The following is a 20,144-nucleotide window of genomic DNA, read 5'->3' on the forward strand; positions in this document are numbered from 1 at the left end:
CGCCTCCGGTTCCGGTGCGGTGCGGTTCGGCTGCGTCGGGGTGCGATGCGGTTCGGCTCGCGGCCGGTGTGATCGTTCCGGTCCGACGCTACGGCCGGGTAATCCCCGCCGTCCAGACCGCGCGGGTCCGCCCGCCGCCGGGCCGGGGACCGGGGTCAGCCGGAGGACTCCGCGCCGACCGCGGCGCGGTCGGGGCGGGGCGCGCGCGGGGCGCCCACGCTCGGCGCCGCGCCATGGGCCGCGTCGGGGGCGGTATCGGGGGCGGCGGCCGGCTCCGCCTCATGCGCGGTGTCCGCCTGATGCCCGGCGTCCGCGTCACGCACGGCGTCCGACCCGCGCCCGGCGTCCGTGCCGTCGCCGTTCTCGTCGGGCGCGCACTCCATCGACTTGGGCAGCCGCAGCGCCGCCAGCGCCCCGACCAGCAGCAGGCCCGCGCTGACCACCAGCGTGACATGCAGACCGTGGACGAAGGACTGCCGCGCCGCCGCGCGCAGCGCCCCGCCCTCCGAGCCGCCGAGCCGGTCAGAAACCTTGTAGGCGGCGCCGAGCGACTGGCTCGCGGCCTGCCTGGCGTGCTCCGGGACACCCTTGGCGGAGGTGACCCCGGGCGCGTAGGCGGCGTTCATGACACTGCCGAGGAAGGCGATGCCGATACCGGCGCCGAGCTGGTAGGAGGTCTCGCCGATCGCGGCCGCGCCGCCCGCGGTCTTGACCGACGCCTCGTTGAGCATCGATTCGTAGGCGCCGAAGAGCGTGGTCTCCAGGCCGAAGCCGAGGAAGAGGAAGGCGCCGACCAGGACCCCGGGCCGGTCGGACTGGCCCATGACCACCAGCGACAGCACGGCGGCCGCGGTGAGCGCGAAGCCGAAGGCCACCATGATCCGGGGGCCGAGCCGCTGGAGCATCCGGGACCCGGCGAGCCCGGCGGCCATCGCGGCGAGGGTGAGCGGCAGCAGCCGCATGCCCGTCTCGAGCGGGGTGAGGCCGAGGACGAGCTGAAGGTACTGGGCGGCTATGAGCTCCAGGCCGACGAGCGCGAGCAGCGCGAGCACGATGCAGCCGACGGAGATGCTGAAGGCGCTCCTGGAGAACAGCCGCAGGTCGACGAGCGGGTGCTTGCGGCGGCGCTGGCGGCGTACGAAGAGCGCCAGCAGGACCACGCCGAAGAGGGCCGGGGCGGCGGTGAGGGGCGCCAGCAGGGCCGCGCCGCTGCCCACCCGCTTGACGCCGAAGATCACGCAGAACAGCCCGCAGGCCGCCATGACCGCACCCAGCACGTCCCAGGGCCCGTCGCGGTCGCCGGTGGACTCCGGCAGCAGCCAGCGGCCAACGGGCAGGGCGACCACCATCAGCGGGATGTTGATGAAGAAGACCGAGCCCCACCAGAAGTGCTCCAGCAGGAAGCCGCCGAGCAGCGGCCCCGCGGCCGCGCCCACCGCGGCCACCGCGCTCCAGACGCCGATGGCCAGGGCCCGCTCGCGGCGGTCCGGGAAGACCTGGCGCAGGATCGACAGCGTCGCGGGCATGATCATCGCGCCGCCGACGCCGAGCAGGGCGCGGGCCACGATGAGGATCTGCGGGGTGGCGGCCATGGCGGCGAGCGCCGAGGCCGCGCCGAAGAGGCCGTAGCCGAGCAGCAGGACCCGGCGGCGGCCGACCCGGTCGCCGAGCGTCCCGAAGAGGATCAGCAGGGAGGCGCAGACCAGCGGGTAGGCGTCGACGATCCACAGCAGCTCGATCGCGCCCGGCCGCAGGTCCTCGGAGACGGCGGGAACCGCGACGTGCAGGACGGTCGCGTCGACCGCGACGAGCAGCAGGCTGACGCAGAGCACGAGGAGCACGACCCAGCGGTTGGACCCGCCCGACGCGTCGGTGCGGCGCCATTGCCGGGGAACGCCCGCCGTCCGTCGATCGCCGGCAGTGGTCGTCCCGGACATAAACCGCACCTCCCTGTCGTGCGCTCGCGGCCCCTCGGGCGCGGGATGTCGCATGCTGAGGACGTCCGGCGACCCGGCGGCGAGGGCGAGTGGATGGTCAGCGTACGCGAGTCGTCACGCGGGCCGTGTGGCCCATCCCATGTTGAGACCCACGTCGCAGGGGTGAACGCAGGCGTACGTTCCGGTGTCCCCCATTTGTCCCTCCCGTCATCCCGCGCCGCCCCCGACGCATCCGCGCCATCTGTCCTGAACCCGTCTCTGAAGCCGTCCCTGCGCCCGTCCGCCCGTCGTCCGGAGCCGGTCCGGCGCCCGTCCGGAGCCGGTCGGTTCACCCCGATCACGCCTGGATAATCGGGTCCGTGACCGAACTGCTCCGAGCCGGCACCCCGGCCGGAAAACACGACGAACGGGCAAGCCGCCCGGTTCCCGCCGCCCTGCGCCGGGCCGCTCCGGCGCTCCTGGCGTATGTGGGGACGCGGCTGCTGGGTGTCGTGGTTCTCTCGGTCTGGGCCGCGGTGGCGGGCAAGAGCTGGCACACGCTGCTCTCCGCGCGCTGGGACTCCATCTGGTACTCGCGCATCGCCGAGGAGGGCTACGGCTACACCCTCCGGCTGCCCGACGGTTCGGTCCACTCCGATCTGGCCTTCTTCCCGCTGCTGCCCTGGCTGGAGCGGCTGATCTCGGCCGTGACCCCGCTGGACGCACCGGACGCGGGCCTGGCGGTGAGCTGGGTCGCGTCGCTGTTCGCCGCGTGGGGGATCTTCGCTATCGGCGACCGGCTGCACGGGCGGCGCGCGGGCACGGCGCTGGTCGTGCTGTGGGCGGTGCTGCCCGTCGGCGTCGTGCAGTCGATGGCGTACTCCGAGTCGCTCTTCACGGCGCTGGCCGCCTGGGGGGTGTACGCGCTGCTGACCGGGCGGTGGGTGTGGGCCGGGTCGCTCGCGGCGCTGGCCGGGCTGACCCGGCCGGTGGGGGCCGCGGTGATCGCGGCGGTGTGGATCACGGCGGCCGTGGCCCTGTCCCCCGACGGGCGGTGGCGTCGCCCGTGGCGCCCCGAGCACCGGCGGATGCTGCTGGGCGTGGCCCTCGCGCCGCTCGGCTGGCTGGGCTATGTGGCCTGGGTGGGGGTGCGGACCGGCAGCGTCACCGGCTATCTCGACGTCCAGGCCGGCTGGCGGAACGGATTCGACGGCGGCGTGGCCTTCGTGCGCTTCGTGTGGGGCCTGCTGGCCGGGCCGGCCTTCCCGGCCGGGCTGGGGCTGCTGGTCGGCGTGGCCCTGCTGATCTGGCTGTTTCTGCGGTGCGTACGGCGGGGCGAGCCGCTGCCGGTGCTGGTGTACGCCGGGGTGGTGCTGGCCCTCGCGCTGACCGCGAAGGGCTACTTCGGCTCCAAGCCGCGGCTGCTGCTCCCCGCCTTCCCGATCCTGCTGCCCGCCGCGGCCGCCCTGGCCCGCCTCCGTACGTCCAGGGCCGCGCTGATCCTCGCGTGGGTGGGGCTGGCCTCGGCGGCGTACGGGGCCTTCTGGCTGAACGGGACGGGCCCGCCGTAACCGGAGTCCCCGAGGGCCGGCCCCGACCGGTCGGAGCCACTGGGCGACGGGCGGGGAAACTGCGCGGAACGCCTCGGCTAATCGCCGATAAACGACGCTGTAAGAATTCCATAAAGAAGTCGGGGAGCCGCTTCGGGAAGGCGGCTCTCGGAAAAGCCGCGGCCACCCGCGGATTTCCGTCGGAATGGCGCGCCCTAAAACCCGGTACGAGACCGACTCCACATCACATCGTCATCACAAAGCGACCTGATCGACCGAAGTGGCCTGTCACGCAATGTAACGTCGATTGAGTGCGTACCGATGACAAGCTCCCTCAGGTGGTGGGGCGCCCGACCGATCTGGTGCGACCGCGCATGACCCGGACACGCCGCTGGCTGCTCGGGTCGACCCTCGCGGTATACGCGGCGACCGTGATCGGGGTGCTCACCACCTCGTGGCTGGTGCAGTTCGACTGGCAGGTCATGCTGTTCCGGCCGTACAAGCAGTGGCCGCAGTTCCACACGTTCCTGGACTACTTCGTGGTCATGGGCCAGCGCGGCCCCACCGCGGTGGCGGTGACCGCCTGGCTGGGCTGGTGCTGCCACAAGCAGCGCACCATGCGCCCGCTGCTGGTGCTGGGGACGTCCCTGCTGCTGCTGAACATCACCGTCGGCGCCGTCAAGCTCGGCTTCGGCAGGCTCGGTCCGCACTACGCGACCACCGTCGGCTCCAGTGAGATGTGGGGCAACGGCGATATATTTCCTTCGGGTCACACCGCGAACGCGGTGGTCACCTGGGGTGTGCTGGCCTATCTGGCGACCACTCCCCGGGCCCGCAGGGTCGCCTCGGTCATCGCCGCGGTCTTCGCCTTCGGCGTCGGCATGACCACCGTCTACCTCGGCACCCACTGGGTCAGCGATGTGGTGCTCGGCTGGGCGGCCGGGGTGCTGGTGCTGCTGGCCCTGCCGTGGCTGGAGCCCTCGATGGCCCGCGCCGAGGTGCTGCTCCGGGCCCTGCTCCGCAAGGTGCGCGAGCGCCAGGTGCCCAAGCTGCCGCCGGTCTCCCTGCCGGTGGCCGGTTCGGCCCTGGCCGCGCCGCGCGTGGCGCGCGACGACGATCTGCCGACCCGCGAGACGGTGGGCGTCGCCGCGGCGCATGTGGCCGAGGCCCGGCCGCACCACCCGCTGCGGCCCCATCCGCTCCGCGCGGAGCGGGTCGTCACCCCGGGCGGCAGCCGCCGCCCGCCGCACGCGGACCGGCTGCCGCACACCGAGCGGCTGCTGCCGCACACCGACCGGCTGAGGCCGCCCGCGGGCCGCGGGCGCACGGCCACCGGCGGCTGAGCCGCCGGCAGGCCCGCGGGGGCGGTACGCACACCTCTCCCCCCGGCCCCGCCACGCACCGACGGCCCCGGACGCTCTCGCCGAGCGTCCGGGGCCGTCGCCGTGTCGGCCACCTCGGCCGGCGTCCCGGTGGGGCGTGGGGCGTGCCGGCCGTCAGCCCTTCCAGCAGCGCTTGACGGTGTCGTCGGCCACTTCGAAGTTGATCCGCCCCCGCAGGTACTCCATGGTGATGATGGCGCCCGTCGGGAGTGTGCGCACGGTGGTCCAGCCCCGCTCACGGGCCCGCTCCTGGGCGGCTCGGGCGTCGAGGCCCACATAGCTGTCGAAGTCGTCGTCGGGTTCGGCAGAGGGTGTCGGTACAGGTGCCATGACGCCACCGTATGCGGCGGGACACGGCGGTGGAACCCGGCTCTCCACGACCCGCCGACACGCTCTCACCCGTATCGCGTACCTCACTCGTCACACTTGTGTCACAGAAAACACGCCCGGGTTTCCTTCCTTCTCTGTCACTCGTACGTGGCCCCTGTTGACGGCGCGAAGGTGACGCCGAGTTTTCTTTGTTATCCCGTGTATTGCCGCCACTCGAATATTGGTGGAGACCATCTCGCGGCAACTCCCGGGGAATTCCCGACCCCCGGCGGAAATCCGCCACCCACGCTCGCGGAGCACACAATTCCGCCACAAACCGACCGGGTTCCGAACCTCGCGTTTACCTTCGGCCGACGCGGTACCCGGAACAGCAGCCGACGCAGCTGGACGCGCGTTGAGCCACTCGGGACGGCCTTGCCGCCGAGAGGGTGACGCTCGGGGCGCACCCCCGCGCCCGCCCGCGCCCGTGCGCCCGCCGTGCGCATCATGGCCACAGCCCAAAGCCCGCCGAAGCCATGCAAAAGGAGCACAGATGGGGTCGGAGACCGCGCAGGCGGCTGCCGGACCGACACAAGAGCCGCGCGTGGGCCGGGTTCTGGTGGACTGGCTGACCACCACCGACCACAAGAAGATCGGGCATCTCTATCTGATCACCGCATTCGGCTTCTTCCTGGTGGCGGGGGCGCTGGCGATGGTGATGCGCGCCGAGCTGGCCAGGCCCGGAATGCAGTTGATGTCGAACGAGGCGTACAACCAGGCGTTCACCATGCACGGCACGATCATGCTGTTGCTGTTCGCGACTCCGGCCTTCGCGGGTTTCGCCAACGAGATCATGCCGCTCCAGATCGGCGCGCCGGACGTGGCCTTTCCGCGCCTGAACATGCTCTCCTACTGGCTCTTTCTGTTCGGCGGGGTGATCGTGATCTGCGGCCTGGCCGTGCCCGGCGGCGGCCCGGACTACGGCTGGACCGCGTACGCCCCGCTCAACAGCGCGGTCCGCTCCCCCGGCGTGGGCGCCGACATGTGGATCATGGGGCTCGCGATGGCGGGGTTCGGCACGATCCTCGGCGCGGTGAACTTCCTGACGACCATCATCACCATGCGCGCCCCGGGCATGACGATGTTCCGGATGCCGATCTTCACCTGGAACACCCTCTTCACCTCGGTCATGATCCTGATGGCCTTCCCGGTGCTGGCGGCGGCGCTGCTGGTGCTGGAGGCGGACCGGCGGTTCGGGGCGCTGGTCTTCGACGCCCGGTTCGGCGGCGCGCTGCTGTGGCAGCATCTCTTCTGGTTCTTCGGCCACCCCGAGGTGTACATCATCGCGCTGCCGTTCTTCGGCATCATCACCGAGATCATCCCGGTCTTCTCCCGCAAGCCGGTCTTCGGCTATGTGACCCTGATCGGCGCGACGATCGCCATCATGGCGCTGTCGATGATGGTGTGGGCCCACCATATGTTCGCGACCGGCGCGGTGCTGCTGCCCTTCTTCTCGCTGCTGTCGTTTCTGATCGCGGTGCCGACCGGGGTGAAGTTCTTCAACTGGATCGGCACCATGATCGGCGGCTCGCTGTCCTTCGAGTCGCCCATGCTGTGGGCGGTGGGCTTTCTGGTCAGCTTTCTCTTCGGGGGCCTGACCGGGGTGATCCTGGCGTCGCCGCCCATGGACTTCCACGTCACCGACACCTACTTCGTGGTGGGCCACTTCCACTACGTGGTCTTCGGGACGGTCGTCTTCGCGACGTTCGCGGGGTTCTACTTCTGGTGGCCGAAGTTCACCGGCAAGCTGCTGGACGAACGGCTCGCCCGGATCCACTTCTGGACCCTGTTCGCCGGCTTCCACCTCACCTTCCTGGTGCAGCACTGGCTGGGCGTCGAAGGCATGCCGCGCCGCTACGCCGACTATCTGGCGGCCGACGGCTTCACCGCCCTCAACACCGTCTCCTCCATCGGCTCCTTCCTGCTGGGCATGTCGACCCTGCCGTTCCTCTACAACGTCTGGAAGACCACCAGACACGGCGCCGTGGTGACCGTGGACGACCCCTGGGGGTTCGGCCGCTCCCTGGAGTGGGCCACCTCCTGCCCGCCGCCCCGGCACAACTTCCACGCCCTGCCGCGCATCCGCTCCGAGTCCCCCGCCTTCGATCTGCACCACCCGAGGTTCGCCGCGGCCGCGGCGGCCGAGCGGGGACCGGGCCCGCGGGGCCCGATCAGTCCAGGGCCCGGGTCAGCCGGTCCCTGAGCTCCCGGACGTGGTCGGTCAGCTCGACCGGCTCGCGCACCTCGAAGTCCAGGCCCATCAGGGCGATATGGATCACCATGACGTCCAGGCTCCCGGCGCCGCAGTGCAGCAGACAGCTGTGCTCGTCGACCGGCTCCAGCACCCCGGCCGCCGGCGGGACGTGCTCGGCCGCCCGCTCGGCGGACACCCGCAGCAGCACGGTGGCCCGCGCCGCGTACGCGGTGGTGGACACGCCCTCGCGGACATACGCGGCCAGGTCCTCGGCGGGCGGGCGGCGCGGGTCGAAGCGCGGGCCGTGCGGCGGCGTCGGGGTGATGCGGTCGGCCCGGTACGTACGCCAGTCGGCGCGGTCCACGTCCCAGGCGACCAGGTACCAGCGGCGCTGCGCGGCCACCAGCCGGTGCGGCTCGGCCGTACGGCGGCTGACCGCGCCGTTGTGGTCGCGGTACTCGAAGCGCAGCCGCCGGGAGTCCCGGCAGGCGTTCGCCAGCTCGGTCAGCACCGCGGGGTCGACCGTGGGCCCGCGGAATCCCCCCATCAACGGCACGGTGAAGGAGCTCAGCGCGCTCACCCGGCGGCGCAGCCGGTCCGGCAACACCTGTTCCAGCTTGGCGAGCGCGCGCACCGAGGTCTCCTCGATGCCCTCCACCCCGCCGCCCGCCGCCTGGCGCAGCCCCACCGCGACCGCCACCGCCTCCTCGTCGTCGAGCAGCAGCGGCGGCAGCTGGGCGCCCGGCCCGAGCTGATAGCCGCCCGCCGTCCCGGGGCTGGAGTGCACGGGGTAGCCGAGTTCGCGCAGCCGGTCGATGTCGCGGCGCACGGTGCGGGCGGTCACCCCGAGGCGGTCGGCCAGCTCCGCGCCGGACCATTCGCGGTGCGCCTGGAGCAGTGAGAGCAGACGGAGCAGACGTGCTGAGGTCTCCAACATGGCGCCGAGTGTGCCAGCCGTCGAGGACGAAGGCTGTCCTCAACGGCCGGGAAGACGGCGTCAGCCGCTGATGCCGTCTCTCACCAGCGGTACCAGTGCGTCCGGCGCCCGGTCGCCCCGGTGCGGTGGAACAGGAAGCCGAGCAGCCAGACCACCAGAACCGCGAGGGCGATCCACCACAGCGCCTTGACGACGAATCCGATTCCGAACAGGACCACCGCGAGGAGCAGGACCAGAAGGACAGGCATCATCGTTCACACCTCCACAGGTGCGAGTTGCACTTATGTCCAGATTAGTACCGCTCCGCCCCCGGGGATCCCCCCATCCCCGGGTCCACTCGGCGTCGGCTGGGCGCTGATCAGGCGCTGTCGACGCGTACCGCCAGATCGTTGTTGGTGGTGTAGTACGGACCGGCCTTCGCAGCGCCGTGCGGGGCGGCGACCGGCTGGGCCGGGTAGGTGAAGATGTCCTTCTTGTCCGGGACGTCGTCCAGGATCCGCGCCAGCCGCACCGGGGCCGCGTCCGGGTCCGCCGGGCGCAGCCACAGGTCCCAGGCCTCCTCACTGCCCGTCCAGCCCTCCGCCAACTCCGCGAGCGGCAGCGTGAAGGAGAACTCCGCGCTCTCCGCGCCGCCCACCGTCAGCGGCCCGGTCCACACCCGGGACGGCTCGCGCCGGCAGCGGGCCTCCGCCACCGCGCCGGCCAGCCACTCGGACGGCCGCTCCACCCGGTACAGCACGCCGCGCACCGCCAGCCGGCCGCCCTCGACCCGCAGCTCCCCCGCCTCGGCGTGCGGGGCGCGGCGCCAGCTGCGCAGCGAGAGGTTGCCGTGCTTGGTCGGGTACGGGATGCGGACGGACAGCGGCGAGGTGCTGGGGCCGGGCCTGCGGTCGACCAGCGAGCGCAGGTCGTTCAGGCCCGGGGCGAGCCGCTGCGGCTCAACCTCGCCGTGGGCCACATGGACGTCCCAGCGCCCCTCGGGCAAGGACACCGTGCTCGGCAGCGCGGCCTGGAGCCTGCCGTCCTCGGCGGGCGCGAGCGGCAGCCGCACCTCGCTCCCGGAGCCGGGGTCCGCGCCCCGGCGCACCAGGACCAGCGCATCGGCCGACCCGGCCTCGTCGGGGCCGCCCCCGGGCCCGGAACGAACCCAGTCGGAGACATGGAAGGTGAGCCCGCCGGCGGAGTCCGCCATGCAGTCGGCGCGCGGCGGAGCGAACTCGTCGGCCGTGTCGAGATCCTCGTTCATGCGGTACGCGCCTTTCCCAGCATCGAGCGGCCCGCGTCCTTCGTCGCGAAGACCCCGCTGAGGAGGGCGCCGCGGGCGCGGTGCAGGGTGCCGCGCAGGCTGCCGCGCGCCACGAGGTCGGTGAAGAGCGACTCGTACCGCCCGGCCACGCGGGACGGGTCGAAGCGGGCGGAGCCCTCCAGCGCGGCCCGGCCCATGCGCTGCCGCAGTTCGTCGTCGTTGATGAGGTCCAGCAGGGCCGCGGCGATGGAGTCGACGTCCCCGGTGGGGACCAGGCGGCCGTCCACGCCGTTGTCGATGATCTCGGCGGGCCCGTGCGGGCAGTCGGTGGAGACCACGGGGAGACCGCAGCGCATCGCCTCGACGATGGTCATCCCGAACGACTCCATGCTGGAGGTCACGGCCGCGATCGAGCCCTTGGCCCACTCCGGGTCCAGGGGGTTGGCGGGGCCCATCAGATAGATGTGGTTGTAGAGGCCCAGGCGGTCTATCAGGGCGCGCAGCTTGGCGTGCTGGGCGCCGCCGCCGTAGATCCGCAGCCGCCAGTCCGGACGCTCCGCGCTGACCTTGGCGAACGCATGTATCAGCAGGTCGTACCGTTTCACCGGGGCGAGCCGGCCGGCCGCGACGACCCACTTGCCGCTGCCGTCGGCGGGCCTCAGGCCCGGCTCGGGCACGCTGTTGGGCACCGCCTCGAGCCGTACGCCCGGCAGCCGCATCTGGTCGCGGTAGGTCTCGGCGTCGGCCCGGGTGACGGTGGTGACCGCGTCGAGCCGGGGGTAGGCGCCGCGCAGCGCCCGCTTCAGCGCGTTGGAGTGGGTGCTCAGGGTCAGGTGCTCCTGACCGACGCGCGCCGGGCCGCGGCGGGCCTCACGGGCGATGTGCACATTCAGGCCGGGGCGGGTGCCGACCACGACATCCGCGTCCAGGTTCCTGAGGTGCTCGGCTATCCGCCGGTCCGTGAGCCGGCTGTACTGCTTGTACCGGCCCTCGCTCTTCGGGAAGACCTGAGCGGGGCGGGCGTGGTCAGGGTCCGCCCCCTCGTAGGTCGGGCTCTTCTTGCGGAGGTCCACAAGATGGCTGATCCGCACGTTCGAGCCGGGGTCGAAGACCGGCGCGTCACGGTGGCGGAACACCGAGACGATCTCCACGTCGTGCTGTTCGCCCAGCGTGCGGGCGAGGTTGTACGTGGTGCGGATCGTCCCGCCGATCCCGTAAGCGTTGTGAATCAGGAATGAGATATGCATCCGTCCCGCTATCCAACCGTTTCCCGCCGTTTTCCCGCGGACAACCGCACTCGTCCGCCTATCACTGGGTCAGACCGGCGAAACGGTTGCTGGGTTGGGCTCCATCACCGTCTTGTTCTTGAACGTATGTCAAATCGGTAGCGAACGTGCGGAACTTTTACCGTCTTTAGCTCATCAGAGCCTCAAGTGCAGTGACCACGCCGTGGATGGCCCGTTGACTACATGGAGCCGGGAACCGCCCGGCCCACGGACCGATACGAGGAGCCACCCGTGCCGCGCATGCTCGACGTCAGCGATGACGTACGCGCCGAGATCGGAGACGAAGAAGCCGATCGGCTGCTGGCCGGCGAGAACGCCCCGGGCAGCTACGACTGCACCTCCTGCCGCACGCCCGGGAACACCGAGCAGGAGCGCACCAGCACCGTGCTCTTCGTCGGCCAGGAGACGGCGGTGCTCGCGTTCGCGCACGCCACCTGCGTCCCCTCCCAGGTCGTGCCGGTCTCCGAGGAGCAGCTGCGCGGCGCCGTGCGGTCCATCACCGCCGAGGACACCGCGCCGCCCGCCCCCGAGCCGCCGGTCGCCGACACCCAGGCGGTGCTCGGCGTCACCAGCGGGGTCGTCCTGGTGGGCGGCGAGGCCCGGCCCGCGCTCGTCGTCGAGCCGACCGAGCCGATCGCCCGCCCCGGCACCGGCGGCCCGGGCGACGACTTCCTCCCCCTCCTGACCGAGCAGGGCTTTCTGCCGGTGTACGACCTCGGCCGGCCCCCGGCGCCGATCCCCGGCTGGTCCGTGCTGCTGGCCGCGGGGCAGCTGCACGCCGTGCTGATGCCGGCCGCGGGCGGCCCGCCCGTGGCGTGGTGGCAGGCGCACCAGCCGATGCCGGTGAGCGAGGGCTGGCAGGCCGCCCTCGGCAGGTCCCAGCAGGTGCTGGTGTACGCCGCGCCGGCCGGCACCATCGGCACCCAGCCGCGCGAGGACCAGCTGCGCGTCGCCCTGGACCGGGCCGCCGCGCGCGGCGCCCTGGTCGGCGCCGCCATGCCGCTCGCGGGCACCTGATCCCCATGGCCGCGCCCGCACCCCGCCGTGCCGACCTCGTACACGCGGCCCATTCGCCGCCGATCCCGCATCCGACGGGCGGCCGGGTCGTTGGCACATACGTGCACGCATACGACCCACCCTCCCGATCCTCCCTTCCCCCACCCTCCCGATCCCCGTATGACCCGCCCGCCCGGTCAGCCCTTCCCCCGGCCTCCCGCTACCCGTATCCGGTCCAGCACGCCCACATTCCGGCGATGCGCCCGGCGCAGGACACCCTGAGCGACCACCGGCGCCCCTCCGCCACGCCGATCTACGACGCGCTGTACGCGGAGTACCGGATGATGTTCCGGGCCCTGCCCGGCGACCGCTCGGACGAGGAGGATCTGGGGTTCACGGCGTTCAGCGCCATCGGTCAGCCCGCCCAGCCCCGCGGGCTGACCAGCGGAGGCCACGGTCATGCGGGCCACACCGGCCACACGGGCGGCTACTCGGGCCACGGCGGCCACGGCCACCCGGGCGGCCACACCGGGGGCTGGGAGCCCATCGGGCGCCACCACCGCACGTATCTGCCCGCGCTGCCGCCCGGACAGCGCGACGGGCGGGGCCACGGATACTGAACCCGTGACCCCGCCCGCGGACGGAAGCTACTTCTTGCGGCCGCGCTTCTCGCGCACCCGCACCGAGATCTGGAGCGGAGTCCCCTCGAAGCCGAACTCCTCGCGCAGCCGGCGCTCGATGAACCGGCGGTAGCCCGCCTCCAGGAAGCCCGAGGCGAACAGCACGAAGCGCGGCGGCTTGGTCCCGGCCTGCGTCCCGAAGAGGATGCGGGGCTGCTTGCCGCCGCGGACCGGGTGCGGGTGGGAGGCGACGATCTCACCGAGGAAGGCGTTGAGCCGCCCGGTCGGCACCCGGGTCTCCCACCCGGCCAGCGCGGCCTCGATCGCCGGGACCAGCTTCTCCATGTGGCGGCCGGTGCGCGCCGAGACATTGACCCGCGGCGCCCACTGGATCTGCCCCAGCTCGGTCTCGACCTCACGCTCGAGGTAGTAGCGGCGCTCCTCGTCGAGCGTGTCCCACTTGTTGTACGCGACGACGATCGCACGCCCGGCCTCGACCGCCATCGAGACGATCCGCTGGTCCTGGACGCTGATGGATTCACTCGCGTCGATCAGCACGACCGCGAGCTCGGCCTTCTCCACGGCGGCGGCGGTGCGCAGCGAGGCGTAGTAGTCCGCGCCCTCCTGGAGGTGCACCCGGCGGCGGATACCGGCGGTGTCCACGAACTTCCAGGTCACCCCGCCAAGTTCGATCAGCTCGTCCACCGGGTCGCGGGTGGTGCCCGCCATCTCGTTGACGACCACGCGCTCCTCGCCCGCCACCTTGTTCAGCAGGGACGACTTGCCGACATTCGGGCGGCCGATGAGGGCGATGCGGCGCGGACCGCCGACGGCGGCGCCGAAGGTCTGGGCCGGGGCCTCGGGCAGCGCCTCCAGCACGGCGTCCAGCATGTCGCCGGTGCCGCGGCCGTGCAGCGCGGAGACCGGGTACGGCTCGCCGAGGCCCAGCGACCACAACATCGCGGCGTCCGCCTCTGCGCTGGGGCCGTCGACCTTGTTGGCGCACAGCACCACGGGCTTCCCGGCCCGGCGCAACAGCTTGACGACGGCCTCGTCGGTGTCGGTGGCGCCGACCGTGGCGTCCACCACGAAGACCACCGCGTCGGCGGCCTCGATGGCGAACTCGGCCTGCGCGGCCACGGACGCGTCGATGCCGAGCACGTCCTGCTCCCAGCCGCCGGTGTCGACCACCTTGAAGCGGCGGCCGGACCACTCCGCCTCATAGGTCACCCGGTCGCGGGTGACGCCCGGGCGGTCCTCCACGACCGCCTCCCGGCGGCCGATGACGCGGTTCACCAGAGTCGACTTGCCGACATTCGGGCGGCCGACGACGGCGAGGACCGGCAGCGGGCCATGCCCCGCCGCGGCCAGGTCGCCCTCGACCTGCTCCAGGTCGAACCCTTCTTGCGCGGCGAGCTCCATGAACTCCGCGTACTCGGCGTCGCCAAGCTCACCGTGCTCGTCGCCGCCGGTGTGGATCTGGTCGTTCATGAAGTCATTCCTCGTCGTCCTTCGCTGCTGCTCGCAGCTGCCGCGGGCCCGTACGGCCCGCGGCTGTCACGTCGTTATGGGTGGCCGACGCGGCCGGTGAACCGCCTGGCGTCGGCCAGATGCTCCCCCAGCCGCTTCTGGATGCGCACGGTCGCCTCGTCCAGGGCCGCGCGGGTCCGCCGGCCGCTGCCGTCGCCCGCCTCGAAGGGGTCGCCGAAGACCACGTCGATCCGGCTGCGCAGCGGCGGCAGCCCCGGCACCACCCGGCCGCGCCGCAGCGCGGTGCCCAGCACCGCCACCGGGACGATCGGGGCGCCCGACCGTACGGCGAAGTAGGCGAGCCCGGCGCGCAGCGAGGCGAAGTCCCCCTCGCCTCGCGTGCCCTCCGGGAAGATCCCCAGCACTCCGCCGCGCTCCAGCACGCCCAGCGCGTCCGTGATCGCTGCCCGGTCGGCGCTCGCACGGTCCACCTTCAGCTGCCCGATCCCGCGCAGGAACGGGTCCAGCGGACCGACGAACGCCTCCTTCTTGACCAGGAAGTGCACCGGCCTCGGCGAGGTGCCGATCAGCATCGGGCCGTCGAGGTTGTGGGAGTGGTTGCCCGCGAGGATCACCGGCCCGTTGGCCGGGATCCGCCAGGCACCCAGCACCCGCGGCTTCCACAGCCCGTACATCAGACCGATGCCGATCCGGCGGCCGACCGCGGCGCCGCTCTCGCTGGGCAGCGTGGCGGAAGCCTTGGCGGCCTTGTCGGGGCTCTGGGTCACGCGGACCGCTTCTCCTCGACCAGGGTGACCACGCACTCGATGACCTGCTCGAGGGTGAGGTCGGTGGTGTCCACCTCGATCGCGTCGTCCGCCTTGGCGAGCGGCGAGGTCTTGCGGCCCGAGTCGGCGGCGTCCCGCTTGGCCAGCGCGGCCTGGGTGGCGGCCAGGCCGGCGGCGTCCTTGCCCTTCAGCTCCCCGCTGCGGCGGGCGGCCCGCGCCTCGGCGGAGGCGGTCAGGAAGACCTTGACGTCGGCGTCGGGCAGCACGGTGGTGCCGATGTCCCGGCCCTCCACCACGATGCCGCGCGGCGCCTCGGCGGCGATGCTCCGCTGAAGCTCGGTGATCCGCGCCCGCACCTCGGGGACCGCGCTGACCGCGCTGACCTTGGAGGTGACCTCCTGGGTACGGATCGGGCCGGAGACATCCACCCCGTCCACGGTGATGGTGGGGCCGGACGGGTCGGTGCCGGAGACGATGACGGGCTTGGCGCTGGCGTCGGCCACGGCGGTGGCGTCGTCGGCGTCGATCCCGTTGTTCACCATCCACCAGGTGATCGCCCGGTACTGGGCGCCGGTGTCGAGGTAGCCGAGGCCGAGCTTGGCCGCGACGGCCTTGGAGGTGCTGGACTTGCCCGTGCCTGCTGGGCCGTCGATCGCGACAATCACTGCTGCCGGGGCGGTCCGGTCGGCGGTTTCCACGGTGGCAGACACCTTTCTCGTGCACGGGCGGTTGCGCGGGCGCTCCATGGAGCCCCGCACAAGGTTACTGCCGGATCGACCAGCCCCGGACCTCCCTCACACCGCCACCCTCGCACCGCTCGGCGCCAGAGCGCCTCCCAGGCTCCGGGACGGCCGCGCCGGAATCCGTCCGCCGACTGGTCGGTCACTGCCGGATGGACCAGCCGCGTTCCCTCAGGGCCGCCGTGAGGCCGGGCGCGGCATGGGGTTCGACGAAGAGCTGGATCAGGCCGGACTGCTGGCCGGTCGCGTGCTCGATGCGAACGTCTTCGATGTTGACCCCGGCACGGCCCGCGTCGGCGAAGATACGGGCCAGCTCGCCGGGCTGGTCGCCGATGAACACCGCGACGGTCTCATACGCGGCGGGGGCCGCGCCGTGCTTGCCCGGCACCCGCTCGCGACCCACGTTGCCGCGCCGCAGCACGTCCTCGATGCCCGCCGCGCCGTCGCCCCGCTTGGCCTCGTCGGCCGACTGGAGCGCGCGCAGCGCCCGTACCGTCTCGTCGAGGTCGGCGGCGACCGCGGCGAGGATGTCGGCCACCGGGCCCGGGTTGGCGGAGAGGATGTCGATCCACATCCCGGGGTCGGAGGCGGCGATCCGGGTCACATCGCGGATGCCCTGCCCGCACAGCCGCACCGCCGTCTCGTCCGCGTCCTCCAGCCGCGCCGCGACCATGCTGGAGAGCAGCTGCGGGGTGTGCGAGACCAGGGCCACGGCCCGGTCGTGGGCGTCCGCGTCCATCACCACGGGCACGGCCCGGCACAGCGCGACCAGCTCGAGCGCGAGGTTGAGCACCTCGGTGTCGGTGGCGCTGGTGGGGGTGAGCACCCACGGGCGGCCCTCGAAGAGGTCGGCCGTCCCGGCCAGCGGCCCGGACCGCTCGGCGCCCGCCATGGGGTGCGTGCCGAGGTACCGGGTCAGATCGCAGCCGAGCGCCTCCAGCTCGCGGCGCGGGCCGCCCTTGACGCTGGCGACGTCCAGGAAGCCGCGCGCGACGCCCCGGCGCATCGCCTCGGCGACGGTCCGGGCCACATGCGCGGGCGGTACGGCGACGACCGCCAGGTCGACGGGCCCCTCCGGCTCCTCCGCCGTACCGGCGCCCAGGGCCGCCGCGGTACGGGCCCGGTCCGGATCCTGGTCGCTGAGGTGCACCCGGACGCCGCGGCCCGCCAGGGCGAGCGCCACGGAGGTGCCGATCAGGCCGGTGCCGATGACGAGCGCGGTTCTCACTGGGCGATGTCCTTACGGAGGGCGGCGGCTGCGCCGAGGTAGACATGGGCGATGTCGGCCTTGGCCAGGCCGGACTCGACATGCGCGAGGACGCGGACCACCCGCGGCATGGCCCCGGCGATGTCCAGCTCCTGGGCGCAGATCAGCGGCACGTCGGTGATCCCGAGCTTGCGGGCGGCGACGGCGGGGAATTCGCTGTGCAGATCGGGGGTGGCCGTGAACCACACGCTGATCAGGTCGTCCGGCGTCAGGGCGTTGCGTTCCAGGATGGCGGTGAGCAGCGCGGAGACCTGCTCGTGCATGTGCTGTGGCTCATCCCGCTCCAGCTGGACTGCCCCGCGGACCGCTCGTACCGCCACGTCTGTGCTCCCTTTCCGTACCGCCCCCGGCGTCCCCCGGTCAGCCTAGCGAGGCCGACCGGGCGCGCCGCGGCCGCGACCACCTTGCGGACATCCGCGGTCGCCGGGGGCCGGGGAGCAGGGCCGGCTAGAGCTCGACCTCGCGCATCAGCATGCCGACCTCGGTGTTGGTCAGCCGCCGCAGCCAGCCGGACTTCTGGTCGCCCAGCGCGATCGGGCCGAAGCCCGTGCGCACCAGCTTGTCGACCGGGAAGCCGGCCTCGGCGAGCATGCGCCGCACGATGTGCTTGCGGCCCTCGTGCAGGCTCACCTCGACCAGGTAGTTCTTGCCGGTGTTCTGAACGACCTTGAAGTGGTCGGCGCGGGCGTAGCCGTCCTCCAGCTGGATGCCGTCCTTGAGCCGCCTGCCGAGGTCGCGCGGGAGGGGGCCCTGGATCGCGGCGAGATAGGTCTTGGTGACGCCGTAGCGGGGGTGGGTGAGGCGGTGGGCCAGCTCGCCGTGGTTGGTGAGCAGGATGATGCCCTCGGTCTCGGTGTCGAGGCGGCCGACGTGGAAGAGCCGGGTCTCGCGGTTGGTGACGTAGTCGCCCAGGCACTGGCGGCCGTCCGGGTCCTCCATGGTGGAGACCACGCCCGCGGGCTTGTTCAGCGCGAAGAAGAGATACGACTGGGTGGCGACGGTCAGCCCGTCGACCTTGATCTCGTCCTTCTCCGGGTCGACGCGGAGCCCCTGCTCCGTGACGATCTTGCCGTTGACCTCGACCCTGGCCTGGTCGATGAGCTCCTCGCAGGCGCGGCGCGAGCCCATGCCGGCGCGGGCGAGGACCTTCTGGAGCCGCTCGCCCTCCTGCTCGGCTCCGGGGAACGTCTTGGGCAGATTGACCCGCGGCTTGTCGTGCCGGGCGCGGTTGCGCTCCTCGATCTGGGCCTCGTACTCGCGCGGCCGGGCCGGGGCCGCGGGCTTGCGGCCGCGGCCGCCGCTCTTCGGGCCGCCCGCCTTGGCGCCGCCGGCCCCGGCGCCGGACGGGCCACCGCTCCCCCGGCCACCGCTCTTCGAGCCGCCGGGCTGGCCGCCGCCCACGTCGTAGCGGCGCTCCTCGGGACGGGGCCGGCCCGCGCGCTTCTGCTTGTCGTCGCGCCCGTTGCCCGCGCCCCGGTAGTTCTGCCCGCCGGTGCCCCTGCTGTTCCTGCCGCTGCTTCGCATCAAGATTCCGTCTGAGAGTGGCCGTTGTCGCGGCCGTTGTCGTGGTCGTCGTCCGGGTCCGGGGCGTCCGGGTCGAAGGATGGCAGCCCTTCCTGCGACTCGCCCTCGACCGCGTCCGCCTCCGGGAGGAACGGGGCGAGCTCGGGAAGCTCGTCCAGGCCGCGCAGGCCCATCCGCTCCAGGAAGTAGTTCGTCGTCCTGTACAGGATCGCACCTGTTTCCGGTTCCGTTCCCGTCTCCTCCACGAGGCCGCGCTGAAGGAGGGTCCGCATCACGCCGTCGCAGTTCACCCCGCGCACGGCCGAGACGCGGGAACGGCTGACCGGCTGACGGTACGCGACCACGGCGAGGGTTTCCAAAGCGGCCTGGGTGAGCCGGGCCTGCTGGCCGTCCAGGACGAAGCGCTCGACGGCCGCGGAGTAGGCGGGGCTGGTGTAGAAGCGCCAGCCGCCCGCGACCAGCCGCAGCTCGAAGCCGCGGCCCTGGCCCGTGTACTCGTCGGCCAGCTCGCGCAGCGCGCCCCGGACCGCCCGGCGCGGCCGGTCCAGGATCTTGGCCAGGTGCTCCTCGGTGGCGGGCTCGTCGACGACCATGAGGACGGCCTCCAGGGCCGGCTTGAGGTCGAGCTCGGAGAGGTCCGAGGACCCGGACGGGGCCTCGGCGGTGCGGGATGGCTGCTGCTCGCTCACGTCTCCGCCTCCTTCTCGGGCTGTTTCTCCCCCTGCTGCTCTTCCTGGTCGAACTCGTCGGTGACCAGCGGCTCCCGCCCCTCCGCGCCCGTCCAGCGCACCATGAGCATGCCGAGCGCCTCCTCCTGGTCCAGGTGCACCGCGCGCTCCCGGTAAAGCTCCAGCAGCGCCAGGAACCGCGCGACGACGGTCAGCACATCGGGCGCGTCCTCGGTCAGCGTCCGGAAGCTCGCCTCCCCCAGCTCCCGCAGCCGCGCCACCACGACCTCCGCCTGCTCCCGCACGCTGACCAGCGGGGCGTGGATGTGGTCGACGTACACCTGCGGCTTGGGCTTGGGCTGCATCGCCTTCACGGCCAGCTTCGCGAACCCCTCCGCGCCGATGCTGATGACGACCTCGGGGAGGAGGTCGGCGTGGTGCGGCTCCAGGCCGACGGTGCGGGGGTAGCGGCGGGCCTCGGCGATCAGCCGGTCGTTCAGGATGTCCGCGATCTGTTTGAACGCGCGGTACTGGAGAAGGCGCGCGAAAAGCAGATCGCGGGCCTCCAGCAGGGCCAGGTCGGCCTCGTCCTCGACCTCGGCGGCGGGCAGCAGCCGGGCGGCCTTGAGATCGAGGAGGGTCGCGGCGACGACCAGGAACTCGGTGGTCTGGTCGAGGTCCCAGTCCGGTCCCATGGCCCGGATGTGCGCCATGAACTCGTCGGTGACCTTGGAGAGGGCGACCTCGGTGACATCGAGCTTGTGCTTGGAGATCAGCTGGAGCAGCAGATCGAAGGGCCCCTCGAAGTTGGCCAGCCGCACGGTGAACTTGCCCTGCGCGTCGGCGGGGGCCTCGGCGCCACTCCCGACTTCGGAGGGCTGAGAGGGCTCAGCCGGCCGCGCATCGACTGTGTCAGCCGTGTCGACCGGGGCCTCAGGCTCAGGGCCCGGGACGGACCCGGCCTCGGGCTCGGGCTCGGGCTCTGGCTCTGGCTCGGCGGGGGCCACCGCCTCGTCGGGCGGGATCGCAGGGCCGGGGACCTGCTCCCCCGGCTCGGTGCCTGCCGCGCGCGGGCCCGTGCCGGGGCCCCGGCCGAGGGTGCGGCGGGGTGGGCGAGGGGGCGGGGCGGGGGCGGGGTTCTTCGGCATCGCGGTCCAGGGAGCGGGGGGTCGGGCGGCGCGGCCCTACGAG

Annotated in this window: 19 protein-coding genes; 5 read left to right on the forward strand and 14 right to left on the reverse strand. The window is 72.6% G+C overall.

What is annotated here, in order from left to right; all coding sequences use genetic code 11:
- Positions 1 to 155 precede the first annotated feature (155 nt).
- Positions 156 to 1,937: an MFS transporter gene (locus ACZ4WQ_RS15980; protein ID WP_398376695.1), complete on the reverse strand. Its 1,782-nt coding sequence runs from the start codon at positions 1,935 to 1,937 to the stop codon at positions 156 to 158.
- A 359-nt stretch (positions 1,938 to 2,296) separates the two neighbouring features.
- Here ACZ4WQ_RS15980 and ACZ4WQ_RS15985 point away from each other — a divergent pair, with 359 nt between their 5' ends.
- Both ACZ4WQ_RS15985 and ACZ4WQ_RS15990 read left to right on the forward strand, forming a co-directional pair.
- Positions 2,297 to 3,487, forward strand: a complete 1,191-nt coding sequence (locus tag ACZ4WQ_RS15985; RefSeq protein WP_398376693.1) for a mannosyltransferase family protein — start codon at positions 2,297 to 2,299, stop codon at positions 3,485 to 3,487.
- 290 nt (positions 3,488 to 3,777) lie between these two features.
- Entirely contained in the window at positions 3,778 to 4,809 is a 1,032-nt protein-coding gene (locus ACZ4WQ_RS15990; RefSeq protein ID WP_311725081.1) for a phosphatase PAP2 family protein, read from the forward strand.
- A 153-nt stretch (positions 4,810 to 4,962) separates the two neighbouring features.
- On the opposite strand, the gene ACZ4WQ_RS15995 is transcribed toward ACZ4WQ_RS15990, so the two are convergent.
- A complete protein-coding gene (locus ACZ4WQ_RS15995; RefSeq protein WP_358845402.1) occupies positions 4,963 to 5,178 on the reverse strand; it encodes a proteinase inhibitor I78 in 216 nt (71 codons plus the stop codon).
- 532 nt (positions 5,179 to 5,710) lie between these two features.
- Here ACZ4WQ_RS15995 and ctaD point away from each other — a divergent pair.
- Positions 5,711 to 7,420 carry an aa3-type cytochrome oxidase subunit I gene (ctaD, locus tag ACZ4WQ_RS16000; protein ID WP_385345201.1) on the forward strand — a complete coding sequence of 570 codons (1,710 nt, stop codon included), beginning with the start codon at positions 5,711 to 5,713 and terminating at the stop codon, positions 7,418 to 7,420.
- Here the strand turns inward: ctaD and ACZ4WQ_RS16005 are convergent.
- The 4 genes from ACZ4WQ_RS16005 to ACZ4WQ_RS16020 form a co-directional block, all read right to left on the reverse strand.
- Positions 7,389 to 8,348, reverse strand: a complete 960-nt coding sequence (locus ACZ4WQ_RS16005; RefSeq protein ID WP_311725077.1) for a helix-turn-helix transcriptional regulator — start codon at positions 8,346 to 8,348, stop codon at positions 7,389 to 7,391. The genes ctaD and ACZ4WQ_RS16005 overlap by 32 nt on opposite strands.
- A gap of 80 nt (positions 8,349 to 8,428) precedes the next feature.
- Positions 8,429 to 8,599, reverse strand: a complete 171-nt coding sequence (locus ACZ4WQ_RS16010) for a hydrophobic protein (RefSeq protein ID WP_311725076.1) — start codon at positions 8,597 to 8,599, stop codon at positions 8,429 to 8,431.
- Positions 8,600 to 8,706: 107 nt separating this feature from the next.
- Positions 8,707 to 9,594, reverse strand: coding sequence for a hypothetical protein (locus ACZ4WQ_RS16015; RefSeq protein WP_398376692.1), 888 nt, complete (start codon positions 9,592 to 9,594; stop codon positions 8,707 to 8,709).
- Positions 9,591 to 10,841 (reverse strand): glycosyltransferase family 4 protein, encoded by a 1,251-nt coding sequence (locus ACZ4WQ_RS16020; RefSeq protein WP_398376691.1) that lies wholly within the window; start codon positions 10,839 to 10,841, stop codon positions 9,591 to 9,593. The genes ACZ4WQ_RS16015 and ACZ4WQ_RS16020 overlap by 4 nt, the downstream gene beginning before the upstream one ends.
- Before the next feature lie 270 nt (positions 10,842 to 11,111).
- Between ACZ4WQ_RS16020 and ACZ4WQ_RS16025 the strand changes: the two genes are divergently transcribed.
- Together ACZ4WQ_RS16025 and ACZ4WQ_RS16030 are read left to right on the forward strand one after the other, a co-directional pair.
- Entirely contained in the window at positions 11,112 to 11,897 is a 786-nt protein-coding gene (locus ACZ4WQ_RS16025) for a hypothetical protein (RefSeq protein ID WP_311725073.1), read from the forward strand.
- Between the two features lie 236 nt (positions 11,898 to 12,133).
- A complete protein-coding gene (locus tag ACZ4WQ_RS16030) occupies positions 12,134 to 12,496 on the forward strand; it encodes a hypothetical protein (protein WP_398376690.1) in 363 nt (120 codons plus the stop codon).
- Between the two features lie 27 nt (positions 12,497 to 12,523).
- On the opposite strand, the gene der is transcribed toward ACZ4WQ_RS16030, so the two are convergent.
- The 8 genes from der to ACZ4WQ_RS16070 form a co-directional block, all read right to left on the reverse strand.
- On the reverse strand, positions 12,524 to 13,987 hold the full coding sequence (gene der / locus ACZ4WQ_RS16035; RefSeq protein WP_311725071.1) for a ribosome biogenesis GTPase Der: 1,464 nt from the start codon (positions 13,985 to 13,987) through the stop codon (positions 12,524 to 12,526).
- A 74-nt stretch (positions 13,988 to 14,061) separates the two neighbouring features.
- The gene (locus ACZ4WQ_RS16040; RefSeq protein ID WP_311725323.1) at positions 14,062 to 14,661 is read right to left on the reverse strand and encodes a lysophospholipid acyltransferase family protein; all 600 of its coding nucleotides are present in this window, start codon (positions 14,659 to 14,661) and stop codon (positions 14,062 to 14,064) included.
- 89 nt (positions 14,662 to 14,750) lie between these two features.
- Entirely contained in the window at positions 14,751 to 15,464 is a 714-nt protein-coding gene (gene cmk, locus ACZ4WQ_RS16045; RefSeq protein ID WP_311725070.1) for a (d)CMP kinase, read from the reverse strand.
- A gap of 172 nt (positions 15,465 to 15,636) precedes the next feature.
- Positions 15,637 to 16,722, reverse strand: a complete 1,086-nt coding sequence (locus tag ACZ4WQ_RS16050; protein ID WP_385345214.1) for a prephenate dehydrogenase — start codon at positions 16,720 to 16,722, stop codon at positions 15,637 to 15,639.
- Complete coding sequence (aroH, locus tag ACZ4WQ_RS16055) at positions 16,719 to 17,081, reverse strand: chorismate mutase (RefSeq protein ID WP_311725068.1); 363 nt, start codon at positions 17,079 to 17,081, stop codon at positions 16,719 to 16,721. The genes ACZ4WQ_RS16050 and aroH overlap by 4 nt, the downstream gene beginning before the upstream one ends.
- Positions 17,082 to 17,208: 127 nt before the next feature.
- Entirely contained in the window at positions 17,209 to 18,285 is a 1,077-nt protein-coding gene (locus ACZ4WQ_RS16060; protein ID WP_311725067.1) for a pseudouridine synthase, read from the reverse strand.
- Positions 18,285 to 18,974, reverse strand: a complete 690-nt coding sequence (gene scpB / locus ACZ4WQ_RS16065; RefSeq protein WP_311725066.1) for an SMC-Scp complex subunit ScpB — start codon at positions 18,972 to 18,974, stop codon at positions 18,285 to 18,287. The genes ACZ4WQ_RS16060 and scpB overlap by 1 nt, the downstream gene beginning before the upstream one ends.
- Complete coding sequence (locus ACZ4WQ_RS16070; protein ID WP_468022229.1) at positions 18,971 to 20,101, reverse strand: segregation and condensation protein A; 1,131 nt, start codon at positions 20,099 to 20,101, stop codon at positions 18,971 to 18,973. Before ACZ4WQ_RS16070 ends, scpB begins: the two co-directional genes overlap by 4 nt.
- Positions 20,102 to 20,144: the final 43 nt, after the last annotated feature.

Source organism: Streptomyces sp. NPDC028305 (assembly GCF_055569495.1).

Excerpts from the sequence above, each read along its gene's own strand:
- ACZ4WQ_RS16060 (WP_311725067.1), bottom strand. The coding sequence starts at position 18,285 with ATGCGAAGCAGCGGCAGGAACAGCAGGGGCACCGGCGGGCAGAACTAC.
- ACZ4WQ_RS16070 (WP_468022229.1), bottom strand. The coding sequence starts at position 20,101 with ATGCCGAAGAACCCCGCCCCCGCCCCGCCCCCTCGCCCACCCCGCCGC.
- ACZ4WQ_RS16020 (WP_398376691.1), bottom strand. The coding sequence starts at position 10,841 with ATGCATATCTCATTCCTGATTCACAACGCTTACGGGATCGGCGGGACG.
- ACZ4WQ_RS15995 (WP_358845402.1), bottom strand. The coding sequence starts at position 5,178 with ATGGCACCTGTACCGACACCCTCTGCCGAACCCGACGACGACTTCGAC.
- ACZ4WQ_RS16010 (WP_311725076.1), bottom strand. The coding sequence starts at position 8,599 with ATGATGCCTGTCCTTCTGGTCCTGCTCCTCGCGGTGGTCCTGTTCGGA.
- ACZ4WQ_RS15980 (WP_398376695.1), bottom strand. The coding sequence starts at position 1,937 with ATGTCCGGGACGACCACTGCCGGCGATCGACGGACGGCGGGCGTTCCC.
- ACZ4WQ_RS16005 (WP_311725077.1), bottom strand. The coding sequence starts at position 8,348 with ATGTTGGAGACCTCAGCACGTCTGCTCCGTCTGCTCTCACTGCTCCAG.
- der (WP_311725071.1), bottom strand. The coding sequence starts at position 13,987 with ATGAACGACCAGATCCACACCGGCGGCGACGAGCACGGTGAGCTTGGC.
- ACZ4WQ_RS16040 (WP_311725323.1), bottom strand. The coding sequence starts at position 14,661 with ATGTACGGGCTGTGGAAGCCGCGGGTGCTGGGTGCCTGGCGGATCCCG.
- ACZ4WQ_RS16015 (WP_398376692.1), bottom strand. The coding sequence starts at position 9,594 with ATGAACGAGGATCTCGACACGGCCGACGAGTTCGCTCCGCCGCGCGCC.
- ACZ4WQ_RS16030 (WP_398376690.1), top strand. The coding sequence starts at position 12,134 with ATGCGCCCGGCGCAGGACACCCTGAGCGACCACCGGCGCCCCTCCGCC.
- ctaD (WP_385345201.1), top strand. The coding sequence starts at position 5,711 with ATGGGGTCGGAGACCGCGCAGGCGGCTGCCGGACCGACACAAGAGCCG.